Consider the following 16649-nt stretch of genomic DNA (forward strand, 5'->3'; position numbering starts at 1 on the left):
CAGAAGGGTTACGGGGACGGGTCGGCTCCGGACGCGGCGCACGCCCGGTCAGCCTTGCCCGGACAGCCGCGCCCGGTCAGCCGCGCTGGGTCCTGCGGCGGAGCTGGTGGCGGACCGCGCGCTGGGCGACGGGCCCGAGTTCGTCGAGTACGGCGACCAGGCCCGCCAGTTGCTCCAGCGCGCCGAAGGCCGCGTCGGCGCCCAGGGCGTCCACTCCTTCGTACAGCTCCAGCCCGACGAAGGCGGCGGCCACGGCGCGGGCGAGGCCCGGCGCGTCGGCGAACTCGCCGACGGGGCTCTGGGCGAGGACCCGGCCGAGCACCTTCTCGATCTCCTCGATCCAGAGGTCGAGCCCGGCGGCGGTGGCCGGGGCCAGGGCCGGGTGGGTCTGCGCGCCGGCGAGCAGCTGGCCGAGGAAGGCGACGTGGCCCCGGGTCTTCTCCTCGGCGTGCAGCGTCCGGCCGAGGGCGAGCAGTTCGGCGAGGCTGGTGACCCGGTCGAGCCGGGGACGGTACTCGTCGACGCGCTGCTGAGCCCCGTACCGGCAGGCGGCGGCGAGGAGTTCGTCGACCGAGCCGAAGTGGTAGAAGACCAGCGCCTGGTTGACTCCGGCGGTGGCGGCGACCGAGCGGGCGGAGGTCTTCGCGATGCCCTGCTCGGTGAGCGTACGCAACGCCCCGGCCAGCAGCTTCTCCTTGGTGTCCGCCGAACTCATGCGCGCGCTTCCTCTCTGATCGGCCGCAGCCCCGGGCGCGGTTCGCGGCCCCGGACGTCCCGGTACTCGGCCCGGAAGGAGCCTTCGTACCCGAACAGCGGGCCGAACCGTCTGTTGGTCACCCTGACACGGATCCGGAAGCGCCCGGACCGCTCGTCGAAGCTCTCGCGGACCTCGGCGTCGCCGCCGATCAGGTCCGGCACCCGGACGTCGAGGGGCCCCTCGCGGAAGCGGTGCTCGCCGGAGCGGATGACCAGGCCGCCCGCCGGGTCGGCGGCGAAGTGGAGGTCGCTGGCGAGGTGCTGGTGGGTGCCGAGGTAGTCCAGGACGCAGGCGCGCTCGGGGCTGTGGACCATGGTCGCGTCGAAGCGGCGGGGCCCGTCGGGGAAGTCGAAGGTGCGCACGAAGGTGACGGTCTCGCGGCCGTACGCGTCGCGGTAGGGCACGTTCTCGATGACGAAGGGGATCCGGCGGCCCTCGCGCGGCACCAGGATGTTGCGGGTCGCACCGAGCGCCAGGAACGGGCGCACCCACCGGCCGCCGTGCCATATCTGCTCCATGACGCCCCGCCCGGTGCACGCCTCGCCGCTGCCGAGCCCGACCGAGAAGCGGCGCTGGAGCTGGGGGTGCAGCCGGCCGAAGACGTCGTCGCCCATGGCGGTACGGAAGATCGAGGGCTGCGGGGCGGGAGTGGTGGGCGTGGTCGCGGGCGTGGTCATGCGCGCAGCTCCTGACGGGTGAGTTCGGTGAGCACGGACGGCGTGCGTACGGGGGCGGGCGGGCGGCGCAGACAGCGCCGGGCGGCCGGGGTGCCGGGCAGCGGCGGCAGGAAGAGCGCCGCCGCGAGCAGCCCGGCCGCGGCCACCGGAGCACTGCCCGCGAGGACGACGGCGAGTACGGCGGCGGCGGTACGGACCACCAGCTCGCCCAGCGCGTACAGCAGGGTGCGCGCGGGGGTGCTGCCGCGCTCCAGCCAGAGCCGCAGCCGGTCGAAGGACCAGGCGGTGGCCCAGCCCATCAGCGGGCGGAACAGGAACCGGTCGGCGACCGCGCCGAAGGCACCCCAGCGGGGCCGGTAGTCGTACCCGGTGAGGAAGCGGACGCCGTCGGCGGTCGGCACGTAGCGCCAGTAGCCGCTGCCCTCGGCGAGCAGCGAGAGCGGGTGCGCGGAGGAGAACCGCAGGGCGGAGGTGCGGGTGCCGTCGGGGCGGTGCCGCTCCCCCGCGGCGATGCCGATCCCGGCGATCGTCAGCCAGGGCAGCACCCGGGTGGCGTACCGGAAGCGCTGCGGCTGCCCCTCGACGGGCGGGAGGTAGTCGATCTCGGTGAAGCGCAGGTCCCAGCGGCTGTGCTGGTCCGGTTCCTGGGTGCGCTCCCAGAGGACGTCCTGGTCCGCGCGGATCAGCGCCTCGACGTACAGCTGTTTCACGGGTCTGCCCCCTGCACCGAATCGTTTTGAGCGGTCGCTCAAATGCAAGGTACGTCTTTTTGAGCGAGTGCTCAATGTGGCTTTGAGCACTCGCTCAATCCGGTGAGGACGATGACGGCAGCAAAAAACCCCTGGCCCACCGGACCAGGGGTTTTCCCGCACTTCTTACGTGCACTTCTCACGTGCACTTCCTACGTCGGATCAGGCCGACAGGTGCCGCTCCACCGTCTCGACCTTGGAGGTCAGACCGTCGGTGACACCCGGCCTGATGTCCGCCTTCATGACGACGGACACCCTCGGCGCCCGCGCCTCGACGGCGGCGACCGCACGTTTCACCACGTCCATCACCTCGTCCCACTCGCCTTCGACCGAGGTGAACATCGCGTCGGTGCGGTTCGGCAGACCGGACTCGCGGACCACGCGCACCGCGTCGGCGACGTACTCCCCGACGTCCTCGCCCACACCCAGCGGAGTGACGGAGAAGGCGACGATCATGCGACGGCCCCGCTCTCCTTGCGCGCGCGCGCGGCGATGACGCCGTCCTGCTCCTCGCGCTTGAGGATCTTGTCGCCGTACAGACCGCCGAACGGGATCACCGCGAGGAAGCCGAAGAACAGCACCCGCTTGAAGGACCACTTCGCCTTGGCCCACACGTCGGCGAGCATCACCAGGTACAGCAGGAACAGCACCGCGTGCAGGATCCCCAGCGGCATCACCAGGTCGATGTCCGAGACACGGCTGAGCAGCGAGCCGAAGATCAGCAGCAGCGGGAAGGAGATCGCCTCCGGGATGGAGACGAGGCGGAGCCGGTGAAGGGCGGCGGCGGTCTTGATGTCCACGAGGAGGCACCTTAGGGGTCTGCGGGGGCACGGCGGAGCTGGGCGGAACGCGGCAGGAACTGATCTTGTGAACGCGCGCACAAGCCCGGCCCATTGTGGCATCCGCCTTTACCACTCCTTGGCCCAGGGTCGGGTCGGGGACCGTTCGGGGTCCCTCTCCTCCGGAAGACCCTGGTCGCGGCGCCGACCGCCCGATACCTTCGTCCTTGTGGCTCAGTTCCGACTCCAAGGCAGCAAGGTGCTCGCCGTCGACATGACCGGGGACGCCGTCAAGGCGAAAAACGGCTCCATGGTGGCGTACGACGGCCAGATCGCCTTCAAGAAGATGACCGGCGGCGGCGAGGGTGTCCGAGGCATGGTCACCCGCCGTCTCACCGGCGAGCAGATGACGGTGATGGAGGCGAAGGGGCACGGCACGTGCTACTTCGCCGACCGCGCCAGCGAGATCAGCCTGGTGAACCTCACCGGCGACAAGCTCTACGTCGAGTCCAGCAACCTGCTGTGCACCGACGCGGGCCTGCGCACCGGCACCTCGTTCACCGGACTGCGCGGCGGCGCGACCGGCAACGGTCTGTTCACCACGACCGTCGAGGGGACCGGCCAGGCGGCCATACTCTCCGACGGCACGGCGGTGGTGCTCCGCGTCAGCGCGCAGTACCCGCTGATGGTCGACCCCGGTGCGTACATCGCGCACACCGGCGGCCTCCGCCAGTCCTTCCAGTCCGGCGTCAACTTCCGCACCTTCATCGGCGAGGGTTCCGGCGAGGCGTTCCAGATCCGCTTCGAGGGCGAGGGCCTGGTGTACGTCCAGCCCAGCGAGCGCAACACCATCGGGGGCGACGTCTGATGCCGTTCCGCGAGATCAATTCGAGGATGGTCGAGGCGCAGGTCGCGCCCGGCCAGAAGATGTTCAGCCAGCGCGGCGCGATGCTCGCGTACAAGGGCGACGTCTCCTTCACCCCGAGCATCACCGGCGGCCAGGGCGGCGTCATGTCGATGATCGGCCGCCGGGTGGCCAACGAGCAGACCCCGCTGATGACCGTCGAGGGCAGCGGCACGGTGATGTTCGGCCACGGCGGCCACCACATCCAGGTGATCAACCTGGCCGGCGACACCCTCTACGTCGAGGCGGACCGGCTGCTCGCCTTCGACGGCACCCTCCAGCAGGGCACCATGTTCATGGGCTCGCAGGGCGGTGTGATGGGCATGGTGCGCGGCCAGGTCAGCGGCCAGGGCCTGTTCACCACCACCCTCAAGGGCCACGGCGCGGTCGCGGTGATGGCGCACGGCGGCGTGATCGAGCTGCCGATCACCCCGCAGCGCCCGGTGCACGTCGACCCGCAGGCGTACGTCGCCCACCACGGCGACGTCCGCAACAAGCTCTCCACCGCGCTCGGCTGGCGCGACATGGTGGGCCGTGGCTCCGGCGAGGCGTTCCAGCTGGAGCTGTCCGGCAACGGCACGGTGTTCGTACAGGCCTCGGAGGAAAAGCTGTGACCGGTCCCACGGTGTTCGACCCGCACACCCTCCCCTCCGACGACAACGTCAACGCGTACACCTTCTGCGTGGAGCTCAAGGGGAGCCAGTGGTTCCTGCAGAAGGGCAAGATGATCGCCTATTACGGGCAGATCGACTTCAACGGCATCGGCCACGGCCGCTTCGACCGCCTGCTGCGCACCTCCTTCCACTCCCCCCTGCACGCCGGCGACTGGGTGGTGGCCGAGGGCAGCGGCAAGATGCTGCTCGCCGACCGCGCCTTCGACGTGAACTCCTTCGACCTGGAGGAGGGCAACCTGACCATCCGGGCCGGGAACCTGCTCGCCTACCAGCCGACGCTGGCCCTGAAGCAGTCGATCGTGCCCGGCTTCCTCACCCTGATCGGTACGGGGAAGTTCGTCGCGGCCTCCAACGGCCCGGTGGTCTTCATGGAGCCGCCGATCCGCGTCGACCCGCAGGCCCTGGTCGGCTGGGCCGACTGCCCCTCCCCCTGCCACCACTACGACCACAGCTACATGACGGGCGTGATGGGCGGCCTGCGCGCCATGACCGGCATCGGCGGGGCCTCCGGCGAGGAGCACCAGTTCGAGTTCGTCGGGGCGGGTACGGTCCTGCTCCAGTCGACCGAACAGCTGATGGCCGAGCAGAACGTGGGCGCGGTCGGCACCGGGGCCGGCGGGCAGAACGCCGGGGTGCCGGGCGGCGGCCACACACCGGGACAAAGCGGCTCAGCACCCCGCCTTCCGGGCCAACTGGGCGACCTGCAAAGGCGTTTCGGGCTGTAAGGGGTAGGCTGCGCAGTGTGACGCCCCACCGAAGGGCCCACCGGCACCGGGGGTGCCGGGCGTCACACCCGTAAGGACAGATATTTTTGTCCAGAATTCAACTTCTTAGGTAGAATGCTGACATGCCCCCCATGGACAGCGCCCCGTCCCACGACCCTGCCGACACCCGCTGGCTCAGCGATGCCGAGCAGTCCGCCTGGCGCACCTACCTCGAATCCAGCAAGCTGCTGATGCACCAGCTGGAGAAGGACCTCCAGCCCTTCGGTCTGACCAACAACGACTACGAGATCCTGGTCAACCTCTCCGAGTCCGCCGACAAGCGGCTGCGGATGAGCGATCTGGCGACGGCCACCCTCCAGTCGAAGAGCCGCCTCTCCCACCAGATCACCCGCATGGAGAACGCGGGCCTGGTCCGGCGCGAGAACTGCGAGTCCGACCGGCGCGGTCTGTACGCGGTCCTCACCGAGGAGGGCGACAAGGTGATGCAGCAGGTCGCCCCGCACCACGTGGCCTCGGTCCGCCGCCACTTCGTCGACACCATGACGACCGACCAGCTGCTCCAGCTGCGCACCGCGCTCACCCCGATGACGGAGGAACTGCGCGGCAAGCGCGGCCGGCTCTGACACCGCCCCGGGCGCCCCGGATCACAGCCCCGGCAGCACGAGCGTGAACACCGCTCCCCCGCCCGGCGCCTGACCCACCGTCAGCGAACCGCCGTGCCGCTGCGCCACGTCCCGGGCGATGGCGAGGCCGAGACCGGCCCCGCCGTCGTCCCGGCTGCGCGCGTCGTCGAGCCGTACGAACCGCTCGAAGATCCGCGCCCGCTCCGCCTCCGGCACCCCGGCCCCGTCGTCCGTGACGGACAGGGCCACCGTCCCGGCCCCGCTCCGCAGCTCCACGGCCACCGAACTCTCCGCGTGCCGCTGCGCGTTGTCGAGCAGATTGCCGAGCACCCGCGCCAACTGACCCCGGGATCCGGCCACTTCGACCCCGTCCGGCACCGCCACCACGACCGGGTGCCGGTCGCGACCGTCACGCTGCGCGACCTGCGACCGTACGAGCGCCGAGAGGTCGACCCGCGCCGCCCCCGGCTTCTCCCCCGCGTCCAGCCGCGCGAGCAGCAGCAGGTCCGCCGCCAGGTCCTGGAGCCGTACGGTGTCCTCGACGGCCCCCGCCAGGTCGAGCAACTCCGGGTGCGCCGACGCCACTTCGAGCTGGGTGCGCAGCGAGGCGATGGGGCTGCGCAGCTCGTGCGAGGCATCCGCGACGAAGCGGCGCTGGCGCTCGACGGAGGACTCCAGCGCGGCCAGCGTCGCGTTGGTGGTGACGGCGAGCCGGTCCACCTCGTCGCGCGTGCCGGGCACGGGCACCCGCCGGGACAGGTCCTCGGACGCGGTGATGGCCGCCATCTCGCGCCGGATGCCCTCGACGGGCCGCAGCGCCCTGCGGGTGACCAGCCAGGTCACCCCGGCCACGACCACCAGCAGCACCGGCAGCCCCACCAGCATCGCGGAGCGCACCGTACCGACGGCGTCCTGCTCGGCGGCGAGCGGTGCGCCCGCGTACACGGTGACGGTGACCCCCGCACTGTTGGTGGCCTCGACGGCGGCGAACCGGTAGTCGGCGCTCTCGCCGTCGACGGTGGCGGTGCCGGAGGTGAACCGGGGTTCGTCGCGGGAGACCTCACCGCGCCCGGGGTCGGCGCGGTCGTCGGCATCGTCGTCCCCGTCGGCCGGGGCGCTCCCCGCCGGGACGGGCCTGACCTGCGGGCTTCCGGCGCCGGAGATCGCCTCCAGCTTCTCGCTGACGGCCACCACCCGCCCGTCCTCCGTCACCACCTGGACGGGGTTGTCCTCCTTGTCCGGCAGTTCCAGCCTGTCGTACGTGACACCCAGCGCCACTTGCGAGGCGACCTCCTGGGCCGCCACCTCCGCCTGGAGGTCGGTCTGGTCGGTCAGCTTGCTGACCAGCACCAGCAGCACCGCGAGGCCCGCGCCGATCAGGGCGACGGCGACGACCGCGGTGGCGCCGAGCGCGGCCCTGGCCCGTACCGAACGCATCACGCCCCGCTCCCGCCCTCGCCGGCCACCGCGACCAGCCGGTACCCGGCGCCGCGCACGGTCTGGATGCGGGCGGCGCCCAGCTTGCGGCGCAGGGTGGAGATGTAGACCTCGACGATGTTGGGGTCGCCGTCGTAGGCGAAGTCCCAGACGTGCTCCAGCATCTCGGCCTTGCTGACGACGGCCCCGGGGCGCAGCGCGAGCTGCTCAAGCACCGCGAACTCCTTTGCGGTGAGGGTGACTTCGTCCCCGTCCCGGTGCACCCGCCGGGCGGCGGTGTCGAGCGTGAGCGCACCGACGGTGAGCAGCGGGGACGCCGAGGCGGCGGTGCCCCTGCGGCGGATCAGGGCGCGGATGCGGGCGAGCAGGACGACGTACGAGAAGGGCTTGGTGAGGTAGTCGTCGGCGCCGGTGTCGAGCCCCTCGGCCTCGTCGTACTCGCCGTCCTTCGCGGTGAGCATCAGGATCGGTACGTCGTTCCCGGCGGCGCGGAGGGTGGCGCAGACCCGGTAGCCGTTCATGCCGGGCAGCATGATGTCGAGGACGACCAGGTCGTACGGCCGCTCACCGGCGAGGTGCAGGCCCTCCAGACCGTCGTGCACGACGTCCACGGCGAAGCCCTCGGCGGTGAGGCCCTTGGCCAGGGACACCGCGAGCCGCTTCTCGTCCTCCACGATCAACAGGCGCATGGCCCCAGGGTCGCAGGCCGAAGCTGAAGGACGCTTCAGGCGCCTTCAGGTGGCGTTCAGCCGCACCGGTCCAGATTGGTGAACGCAATCGATCGAACCGTGCAACGGAGGAAATCCCATGCTGAAGCGCAAGTACGTCATCGCCGCCGCGGCCGTAGTGGTACTGGCCGGTGCGGGCACGGCGACGGCACTGAGCGCGCCGGGCGACGACGCCCCGGCGAACCCCGCGGCCGCGGCCGGTCAAGCGAACGGCAACGCCGGCAAGGCCATCGGCACTGCCGCCTCCGCCGTCCCCGGCACGGTCACGGGCGTGGACCTGGAGGACGACGGCCGGGAGTGGGACGTCGACGTGTTCGGCAAGGACGGCAAGTGGCACGACGTGACGGTGGACGCCGCCGGCACCAAGGTCGTCAACAACCACCTCGACGAAGACAACGACGGCCGCGACGACCACGCCCCGCGCAGCGCCCCCGTCACGCTCCAGCAGGCCATGGACGCGGCCCTGAAGGCGACCCCCGGCCAGGTGACCGAGGCCGACCTGGAGCGCGGTCACTGGGAGATCGAGGTACGCGGCGACAACGGCCGGCACACGGACGTCAACGTGGACGCCAAGTCCGCCAAGGCAACGGTCGTGAAGGATCAGGACTCCGACGGCAGCGACGACGACGCCGCCGCGGACGACGGGGCCGGAGCCGCCGCCTCGGCGGGCGACACGGGCAACGACGACGGCCGCGGCTCGGACGACTGACCTCCGGCCCCCTTTCGCCCCACCAGGAAGCCCGCCGAGGAACACCGCACGGGCACGGCGACGAGTACGAAGCACAGGATCATCGGCAGCCGCCCCCGAGCATCCCGACGGCCGCCGCCCCGAGCGAACTCCCGCCGTTCAGCCCGGCGTTGACCCAGGCGCCGGCCCGGGTACGGGATCCGGGGCCGGCCGCCTCCTCGGCGATCAGACAGGCCCCGGTGATCGCCGGAGCGGTGAAGAGCCCAGTGACGGCGGCGCAAGCACGTACACCCCCAGGGACAGCCCGGTCGCGCTCAGCGCGAGCCCGAACACCGACGCGGGGACCGCGAGCCGGGGCCGGACCGCCGAACGCCGGTCGACTGCCCCGTTGGCGAGCCCGCCCACCGCGCTGCCGAGCGAGAGCCCGAGGCCATCACCCAGGCGACGGCCTCGGGCCGCCCGTACCCCTCGGTGAAGGTCACCCCGAGCAGCTCGACCCCGCCGACCACGATCCCGGCACCGAAGCCCACGGCCACCGGCAGTCCCCCCTGCTCCCTGTACGCGGCGACCACCGCCACCCGACAGCTGCCGCGCAGTCGCGCATGACCGGCGGCCCGTACGACCTCCGCCGCGAGCGCGCCGCCCCCTCAGGCCTCCGTGACCCCCGCCACCAGCTCGTCCGCCGCCGAGTACGGGTCCAGTTCCCCTGCCACGATCCGCCCGGCCAGCGCTCCCAGTCGCCGGTCCCCGCTCAGGTCGCCGATGCGCTCCCGCAGCGCGGTGACCGCGATCGTCTCCACCTCGTGCGCCGCCCTGGCGGCCCGGCGCTCACCGAGCACTCCCCGCTCCTCCATCCAGGCCCGGTGCTTCTCCAGGGCCTCGACGACCTCCTCGATGCCCTCGCCCCGCGCCGCCACCGTCTTCACGATCGGCGGGCGCCAGTCGCCGGGCCCCCGGGACTCCCCGAGGCCGAGCATGTGGTTCAGCTCGCGCACCGTCGCGTCGGCGCCGTCCCGGTCCGCCTTGTTGACGACGTACACGTCGCCGATCTCCAGGATGCCGGCCTTGGCGGCCTGGATCCCGTCCCCCATCCCGGGCGCCAGCAGCACCATCGACGTGTCGGCCTGCGAGGCGATCTCCACCTCGGACTGTCCGACGCCCACGGTCTCGACGAGCACGATGTCGAAGCCCGCCGCGTCCAGCACCCGGATCGCCTGCGGAGCCGCCCACGCCAGCCCGCCCAGATGGCCGCGGGTGGCCATCGAGCGGATGTAGACGCCGGGGTCCGAGGCGTGGTCGGCCATCCGGATCCGGTCGCCGAGCAGCGCGCCGCCGCTGAACGGCGAGGAGGGGTCGACGGCGAGCACCGCCACCCGCTTCCCGGCCTTGCGGTACGCGGCCACCAGGGCCGACGTGGAGGTCGACTTGCCGACCCCGGGCGAGCCGGTCAGCCCGACCACGTAGGCGTTGCCCGCCAGCGGCGCCAGCGCCGCCATCACCTCGCGGAGCTGCGGGGACGCCCCCTCGACCAGCGAGATCAGCCGGGCCACTGCCCTGGGCCGGCCCTCCCGGGCCTGCTCGACCAGCGTGGGGACGTCCTGCATCGTGTCGCTCCGCTCACTCAGGTACGTACGTACAACTGCCTGCTACTTGCCCGGAACCCGCACGATCAGCGCGTCGCCCTGGCCGCCGCCGCCGCACAGCGCCGCAGCGCCGACGCCGCCGCCGCGCCGCTTCAGTTCGAGGGCGAGGTGCAGCACCAGCCTGGCGCCGGACATGCCGATGGGGTGGCCGAGCGCGAGCGCGCCACCGTTGACATTCACCTTTTCCGGGGAGACGCCGAGGTCCTTCATTGACTGGAGTGCGACGGCGGAGAAGGCCTCGTTGATCTCCAGCAGATCCAGGTCCTCGACGCCCAGGCCCTCCTTGCCGAGCGCGTGCAGGATCGCGTTCGACGGCTGCGACTGGAGGGAGCTGTCCGGGCCCGCCACGTTGCCGTGCGCACCGATCTCGGCGATCCACTCCAGGCCGAGCTCCTCGGCCTTGGCCTTGCTCATGACGACCACGGCGGCGGCGCCGTCCGAGATCTGCGAGGCCGTACCGGCCGTGATCGTGCCGTCCTTGCCGAAGGCGGGACGCAGCTTGGCGAGGCCCTCGACGGTGGTCTCGGGGCGGATGCCCTCGTCCTTGGAGACCAGCACCGGGTCGCCCTTGCGCTGCGGCACCTCGACGGGGGTGATCTCCGCCTCGAAGACGCCGTTCTTCTGCGCGGCGGCGGCCAGCTGGTGCGAGCGGGCGCCGAACTCGTCCTGCGGGGCGCGCTCGATGCCCAGGCGCTTGTTGTGGCGCTCGGTCGACTCGCCCATCGGGATGTTGTCGAAGGAGTCGGTCAGACCGTCGTACGCCATCGAGTCGATCATCTCGATCGCGCCGTACTTGTGGCCCTCACGGGACTTCGGCAGCAGGTGCGGGGCGTTGCTCATGGACTCCTGGCCGCCCGCGACGACGATGTCGAACTCACCCGCGCGGATCAGCTGGTCGGCCAGCGCGATGGCGTCGAGACCGGAGAGGCAGACCTTGTTGACGGTCAGCGCCGGCACGTTCATCGGGATGCCCGCCTTGACGGCGGCCTGGCGGGCCGGGATCTGGCCGGCGCCCGCGGTGAGCACCTGGCCCATGATCACGTACTGGACCTGGTCGCCACCGATGCCCGCACGCTCGATGGCCGCCTTGATCGCGAAACCGCCGAGGTCGGTTCCGGAGAAGGACTTGAGGGATCCCAGCAGACGGCCCATGGGAGTACGGGCGCCCGCCACGATGACGGAGGTGTTGCGAGTCGTTCCGGGAGTTCCAGGCATGAGGCTCGGCCCCTTGGGAGGTTGGGAGTGAACGAGGGTTTACTTGAATGTACTGACGCGGTACGCGCCCGTCACCGGCCATCGAGTGTGATCGCGCGCACGTTGCGTAACCACCGTCAACCGCGCTGCACTGGACGCATGCTGACGCGAATCGACCACATCGGAATTGCCTGTCACGACCTCGACAAGACCGTCGAGTTCTACCGGGCCACCTACGGCTTCGAGGTCTTCCACTCCGAGATCAACGAGGAGCAGGGCGTCCGCGAGGCCATGATCAAGATCAATGGCACCTCGGACGGCGGCGCCTCCTACCTCCAGCTCCTGGAGCCCACCCGCCCCGACTCGGCGGTCGGCAAGTGGCTGGCCAAGAACGGCGAGGGCGTGCACCACATCGCCTTCGGCACCGAGGACGTCGACGGGGACGCGAACGACATCCGCAGCAAGGGAGTTCGAGTGCTGTACGACGAGCCCCGGACCGGCTCGATGGGCTCGCGCATCACGTTCCTGCACCCCAAGGACTGCCACGGCGTGCTGACCGAACTGGTCACCGCCGCCCCGCCCGCCGCCGACGCCGACGGCGAGCACTGAGAGAACCCGGGAAGCCACCGGGAACGGAGGACTGAGGAGGACCGCCGACCCCCGCCCCACCCGGCCGGTAGAGTGGGCCGTTCCGGGCCGGGGCCGGGACAAGGGCCTGCGACTTGTGGCCCGCAGTTGATCTGACACCATTCCCCGGAGGCCCGCCCACTGACAGGGTGAGTCAGGACAGACAGTTGCGACCAGGGGACGGATGGGACCGCGCAGTGCGGGGCTACGAACGCCAGGAGAGCCCTCAGCGGGCTGAGTCCGACCATCTCTCGCGGTTCGAGGCCGAGATGGACCGGCTGAAGACCGAGCGGGAGAAGGCGGTCCAGCATGCCGAGGACCTCGGCTACCAGGTCGAGGTGTTGCGCGCCAAGCTCCACGAGGCGCGCCGCAACCTCGCGTCCCGTCCTGCCTACGACGCGGCGGACATCGGCTACCAGGCCGAGCAGTTGCTCCGCAACGCCCAGGTCCAGGCCGACCAACTGCGCACCGACGCCGAGCGTGAGCTGCGCGACGCCCGCGCCCAGACGCAACGCATCCTCCAGGAGCACGCCGAGCACCAGGCCCGTCTCCAGGCCGAGTTGCACCAGGAGGCGGTCACCCGCCGCCAGCGCCTGGACCAGGAGCTCTCCGAGCGCCGCCAGACCGTCGAGTCGCACGTCAACGAGAACGTGGCGTGGGCCGAACAGCTCCGCGCCCGTACCGAGGCGCAGGCCCGCCGGCTCCTGGAGGAGTCCCGCGCCGAGGCCGAGCAGGCCCTGGCCACCGCGCGCGCCGAGGCGACCCGGATCGCCGAGGAGGCCCGCCAGCGGCTGAGCTCGGACGCGGAGGCCGCCCGCAGCGAGGCCGAGGCCACGCTGCTGCGGGCCCGCAAGGACGCCGAGCGGCTGCTGAACGCCGCGTCCACGCAGGCGCAGGAGGCCACCACCCACGCCGAGCAGCTCCGTACCAGCACCACCACCGAGTCCGAGCAGGCCCGCAAGCAGGCGGCCGAGCTGTCCCGCACCGCCGAGGCGCGGATGCAGGAGGCCGAGACGGCACTGCGCGAGGCCCGGCTCGAAGCGGAGAAGGTCCTCTCCGAGGCGAAGGAGGCCGCCGCCAAGCAGCTGGCCGGCGCCGAGTCCGTCAACGAGCAGCGCACCCGTACCGCCAAGTCCGAGATCGCCCGGCTGGTCGGCGAGGCCACCAAGGACTCCGAGGCGCTCAAGGCGGAGGCCGAGCAGGCCCTCGCGGACGCCCGCGCCGAGGCCGAGCGGCTGGTCAACGAGGCCGCGGACACGGCCCGCACCGTCGCCGCCGAGGACTCCGCCGCCCAGCTCGCCAAGGCCGCCAGGTCCGCCGAGGAGGTCCTCACCAAGGCGTCCGAGGACGCCCGGGAGACCACCCGCAAGGCCGCCGAGGAGGCCGAGCGGATCCGCAGCGAGGCCGCCGCCGAGGCCGAGCGGCTGCGCGGGGACGCCGCCGAGCAGGCCGACGAGCTCAAGGGCGCCGCCAAGGACGACACCAAGGAGTACCGGGCCAGGACGGTCGAGCTCCAGGAGGAGGCCCGCAGGCTGCGCGGCGAGGCCGAGCAGCTGCGCGCCGAGGCCGTCGCCGAGGGCGAGCGGATCCGGGGCGAGGCCAGGCGGGAGGCCGTCCAGCAGATCGAGGAGGCGGCCCGTACCGCCGAGGAGCTGCTCACCAAGGCCCGTACCGACGCCGAGGAACTGCGGGCGGCCGCCGGCACCGACAGCGAGCGGGTCAGGGGCGAGGCCACCGAGCGGGCGAACGCCCTGCGCAAGCAGGCCGAGGAGCTCCTGGAGCGCACCCGCGCCGAGGCCGACCGGCTGCGCGCCGAGGCCGAGGAGCAGGCCGAGCACACCAGGGCCGAGGCCGAGGAGTCCGTACGGTCGCTCCGCGAGGAGGCCGACCGGGGCATCGAGACCCGCCGGGCCGAGGCCACCGAAGAGCTGGCGCGGCTGCGCACCGAGGCCGAGCAGCGGCTGACCGCCTCCGAGGAGGCGCTGATCGGCGCCCGCGCGGAGGCCGAGGGCATCCGCCGGGAGGCCGGCGAGGAGGTCGAACGGCTGCGCGCCGAGGCCGCCGAGCGGGTCCGTACGCTCCAGGCGCAGGCCGAGCAGGAGGCCGAGCGGCTGCGCACCGAGGCCGCGTCCGACGCCGCGCAGTCGCGCGCCGAGGGCGAGAGCGCGGCCGTGCGGCTGCGCACCGAGGCGTCCTCGGAGGCCGAGCGGCTGAAGGCGGAGGCGCAGGAGAGCGCGGACCGGGTGCGCGCGGAGGCGGCCGCCGCCGCTGAGCGGGTGTCCGGCGAGGCCGCCGAGGCCCTGGCCGCCGCGCAGGAGGAGGCCGTACGACGCCGTCGGGAGGCCGCCGAGACGCTGGAGGGCGCCCGCGCCGAGGCCGAGCGGGAGCGCACCCAGGCCCGCGAGCAGAGCGAGGAGCTGCTGGCCTCCGCCCGCAAGCGGGTCGAGGAGGCGCAGACCGAGGCGCAGCGGCTGGTGGAGGACGCGGACCGGCGGGCCTCCGAGCTGGTGTCGGCCGCCGAGCAGACCGCCCAGCAGGTGCGGGACGCGGTGGCCGGGCTGCAGGAGCAGGCCGAGCAGGAGATCGCCGGGCTGCGCAGTGCCGCCGAGCACGCGGCGGAGCGCACCACGGGCGAGGCGCAGGAGGAGGCGGACCGGGTCCGCGCCGACGCGCACGCCGAGCGGGAGCGGGCCGCCGAGGACGCGAGCCGGATCCGGGCCAGGTCGCAGGAGGAGTCGGACGCCGCGAAGGCGCTGGCCGAGCGCACCGTGGGCGATGCCATCGCCGAGGCGGAGCGGCTGCGGTCGGACTCCCAGGAGCGCGCCCAGCAGCTCCGTACCGAGGCGTCGGACGCCCTCGCGGCGGCCGAGGAAGCGGCGGCGAAGTCCCGGGCGGAGGCCCGTGAGGACGCCAACCGCATCCGTGGCGACGCGGCGGCCCAGGCGGACCTGCTGATCGGCGAGGCCCGCACCGAGGCCGAGCGGATCCAGGCCGAGGCGGCGGAGGTACGGGCGAAGGCCGACCAGGACACCGCCGCGAAGCTGGCCGAGGCCACCGACGAGGCCGAGCGGATCGCCGCGCAGGCATCGGCCACGCTGGCCTCCGCCGAGCAGGACGCGGAGCGGCTGCGCGCCGAGGCCGAGCAGGTCAAGGCGGACGGCGAGGCCCAGGCCGAGCAGTTGCGGGCAGCCGCGCGCGGGGACGGCGAGCAGGTGCTCGACGAGGCGCGCAAGGCCGCCGACAAGCGGCGCACGGACGCCGCCGAACAGGCCGACAAGCTCATCACGGAAGCGGCGGGTGAGGCGGAGAAGCTGGTCGCCGAGGCGACCGCGCAGGCCGACCGGCTGGTCGCGGACGCCACCGGCGAGGCCGAGCGGCTGCGCGCCGAGGCGGCGGACACGGTGGGCTCCGCCCAGCAGGCCGCCGAACGGATCCGCACCGAGGCCGCCAAGCACCGCGAGGACACCGACTCGGCCGCCGAGCAGCTGCGCAGCGAGGCGCGTGCCGAGGCGGACCGGCTGCTGGACGAGGCGCGCCGGGCCGCCGCCAAGCGGCGCGCCGATGCCGCCGAGCAGGCGGACCAGCTGGTCGCCAAGGCCCAGGAGGAGGCGCTGCGTGCCGCCACCCAGGCCGAGGAGCAGGCCGACACGATGGTCGGCGCGGCCCGCAAGGAGGCCGGGCGGCTGGTCTCGGAGTCCAAGGTCGAGGGCAACTCCCTGGTGGAGAAGGCCCGTACGGACGCCGACGAGCTGCTGGTCGGGGCCCGCCGGGACGCCACCGCCATAAGGGAGCGGGCCGAGGAGCTGCGGTCCCGGCTGGAGGGCGAGATCGAGGAGCTGCACGAGCGTGCGCGCCGCGAGACCGCCGAGCAGATGAAGACCGCCGGCGAGCGCGTCGACAAGCTGATGAAGGCGGCCACCGAACAGCAGGCGCAGGCCGAGGCCAAGGCCAAGTCGATGGTCTCCGAGGCGAGTTCCGAGGCCGGCAAGGTCCGGATCGCGGCGGTGAAGAAGGCCGAGCAGCTGCTCAAGGAGGCCGAGCAGAAGAAGGCCGAACTGGTCCGCGAGGCGACGAAGCTGCGGGACGAGGCGAAGGCCGAGGCGGACCGCATGGTGGCCGAGGGGCAGCGCGAACTGGATGTCCTGGTGCGCAGGCGCGAGGACATCCAGGCCGAGATCTCCCGTGTCCAGGACGTACTTGAGGCGTTGGAATCATTCGAGGCACCGTCCGGGGGCGGCAAGCCGGCCGGCGGCCCGTCAGCGAGCGGCGTCAAGGCCGGGGCGGCGGCGGGCGGGACTCGATCGGGTGGCAAGTCTTCGGACGGCTAGCCGGTGTCATGGCACTTGACGGTGATTCACGGTGCGGAAGCGACCGGGGGCCGGCAGAGCAATTCTGTGATTGAGCTGTGATTCCAGCCAGGTTTGACGAGGTGTTCATCCGTGCG

General features: G+C 72.5%; 16 protein-coding genes. 7 read left to right on the top strand and 9 right to left on the bottom strand.

The genetic code is table 11. The annotated features are described in order from the left end of the window. Positions 1-76 precede the first annotated feature (76 nt). The 5 genes from ACZ5PB_RS32935 to ACZ5PB_RS32955 all read right to left on the bottom strand — a co-directional run bounded on the left by ACZ5PB_RS32935 (position 77) and on the right by ACZ5PB_RS32955 (position 2983). Positions 77-715 (bottom strand): TetR/AcrR family transcriptional regulator, encoded by a 639-nt coding sequence (locus ACZ5PB_RS32935; protein WP_468696278.1) that lies wholly within the window; start codon positions 713-715, stop codon positions 77-79. Further along, positions 712-1434 (bottom strand): DUF4166 domain-containing protein, encoded by a 723-nt coding sequence (locus ACZ5PB_RS32940; RefSeq protein ID WP_468696279.1) that lies wholly within the window; start codon positions 1432-1434, stop codon positions 712-714. The genes ACZ5PB_RS32935 and ACZ5PB_RS32940 overlap by 4 nt, the downstream gene beginning before the upstream one ends. Continuing rightward, positions 1431-2144, bottom strand: coding sequence for a hypothetical protein (locus ACZ5PB_RS32945; RefSeq protein WP_468696281.1), 714 nt, complete (start codon positions 2142-2144; stop codon positions 1431-1433). Before ACZ5PB_RS32945 ends, ACZ5PB_RS32940 begins: the two co-directional genes overlap by 4 nt. Positions 2145-2345: 201 nt before the next feature. Beyond that, positions 2346-2639 (bottom strand): MTH1187 family thiamine-binding protein, encoded by a 294-nt coding sequence (locus ACZ5PB_RS32950; RefSeq protein WP_468329614.1) that lies wholly within the window; start codon positions 2637-2639, stop codon positions 2346-2348. After that, positions 2636-2983 (bottom strand): DUF3817 domain-containing protein, encoded by a 348-nt coding sequence (locus tag ACZ5PB_RS32955; RefSeq protein WP_468696283.1) that lies wholly within the window; start codon positions 2981-2983, stop codon positions 2636-2638. The genes ACZ5PB_RS32950 and ACZ5PB_RS32955 overlap by 4 nt, the downstream gene beginning before the upstream one ends. A gap of 253 nt (positions 2984-3236) precedes the next feature. Between ACZ5PB_RS32955 and ACZ5PB_RS32960 the strand changes: the two genes are divergently transcribed. The 4 genes from ACZ5PB_RS32960 to ACZ5PB_RS32975 all read left to right on the top strand — a co-directional run bounded on the left by ACZ5PB_RS32960 (position 3237) and on the right by ACZ5PB_RS32975 (position 5888). Next, complete coding sequence (locus tag ACZ5PB_RS32960; RefSeq protein WP_468696391.1) at positions 3237-3830, top strand: AIM24 family protein; 594 nt, start codon at positions 3237-3239, stop codon at positions 3828-3830. Continuing rightward, positions 3830-4480, top strand: coding sequence for an AIM24 family protein (locus ACZ5PB_RS32965; RefSeq protein WP_468696285.1), 651 nt, complete (start codon positions 3830-3832; stop codon positions 4478-4480). The genes ACZ5PB_RS32960 and ACZ5PB_RS32965 overlap by 1 nt, the downstream gene beginning before the upstream one ends. Then, positions 4477-5265 (top strand): AIM24 family protein, encoded by a 789-nt coding sequence (locus tag ACZ5PB_RS32970; RefSeq protein ID WP_468696287.1) that lies wholly within the window; start codon positions 4477-4479, stop codon positions 5263-5265. Before ACZ5PB_RS32965 ends, ACZ5PB_RS32970 begins: the two co-directional genes overlap by 4 nt. 131 nt (positions 5266-5396) lie before the next feature. Next, positions 5397-5888: a MarR family winged helix-turn-helix transcriptional regulator gene (locus tag ACZ5PB_RS32975; protein ID WP_468696393.1), complete on the top strand. Its 492-nt coding sequence runs from the start codon at positions 5397-5399 to the stop codon at positions 5886-5888. Positions 5889-5909: 21 nt separating this feature from the next. Here ACZ5PB_RS32975 and ACZ5PB_RS32980 read toward each other — a convergent pair whose 3' ends face one another. Next, a complete protein-coding gene (locus tag ACZ5PB_RS32980) occupies positions 5910-7325 on the bottom strand; it encodes a sensor histidine kinase (protein WP_468696395.1) in 1416 nt (471 codons plus the stop codon). Continuing rightward, the gene (locus ACZ5PB_RS32985; RefSeq protein WP_468696289.1) at positions 7325-8014 is read right to left on the bottom strand and encodes a response regulator transcription factor; all 690 of its coding nucleotides are present in this window, start codon (positions 8012-8014) and stop codon (positions 7325-7327) included. The genes ACZ5PB_RS32980 and ACZ5PB_RS32985 overlap by 1 nt, the downstream gene beginning before the upstream one ends. Before the next feature lie 118 nt (positions 8015-8132). On the opposite strand from ACZ5PB_RS32985, the gene ACZ5PB_RS32990 reads away from it, so the two are divergent. Beyond that, positions 8133-8762 carry a PepSY domain-containing protein gene (locus ACZ5PB_RS32990; protein ID WP_468696291.1) on the top strand — a complete coding sequence of 210 codons (630 nt, stop codon included), beginning with the start codon at positions 8133-8135 and terminating at the stop codon, positions 8760-8762. 626 nt (positions 8763-9388) lie between these two features. On the opposite strand, the gene meaB is transcribed toward ACZ5PB_RS32990, so the two are convergent. Both meaB and ACZ5PB_RS33000 read right to left on the bottom strand, forming a co-directional pair. Further along, on the bottom strand, positions 9389-10345 hold the full coding sequence (meaB, locus tag ACZ5PB_RS32995; protein ID WP_468696292.1) for a methylmalonyl Co-A mutase-associated GTPase MeaB: 957 nt from the start codon (positions 10343-10345) through the stop codon (positions 9389-9391). Between the two features lie 42 nt (positions 10346-10387). Then, on the bottom strand, positions 10388-11599 hold the full coding sequence (locus ACZ5PB_RS33000; protein ID WP_468696294.1) for an acetyl-CoA C-acetyltransferase: 1212 nt from the start codon (positions 11597-11599) through the stop codon (positions 10388-10390). Positions 11600-11737: 138 nt separating this feature from the next. Here ACZ5PB_RS33000 and mce point away from each other — a divergent pair, with 138 nt between their 5' ends. After that, the gene (mce, locus tag ACZ5PB_RS33005; protein WP_468696295.1) at positions 11738-12187 is read left to right on the top strand and encodes a methylmalonyl-CoA epimerase; all 450 of its coding nucleotides are present in this window, start codon (positions 11738-11740) and stop codon (positions 12185-12187) included. A gap of 215 nt (positions 12188-12402) precedes the next feature. Next, positions 12403-16533, top strand: coding sequence for a polarized growth protein Scy (scy, locus tag ACZ5PB_RS33010; protein ID WP_468696296.1), 4131 nt, complete (start codon positions 12403-12405; stop codon positions 16531-16533). Positions 16534-16649 lie beyond the last annotated feature (116 nt).

It is taken from the genome of Streptomyces sp. NPDC032721, assembly GCF_055579625.1.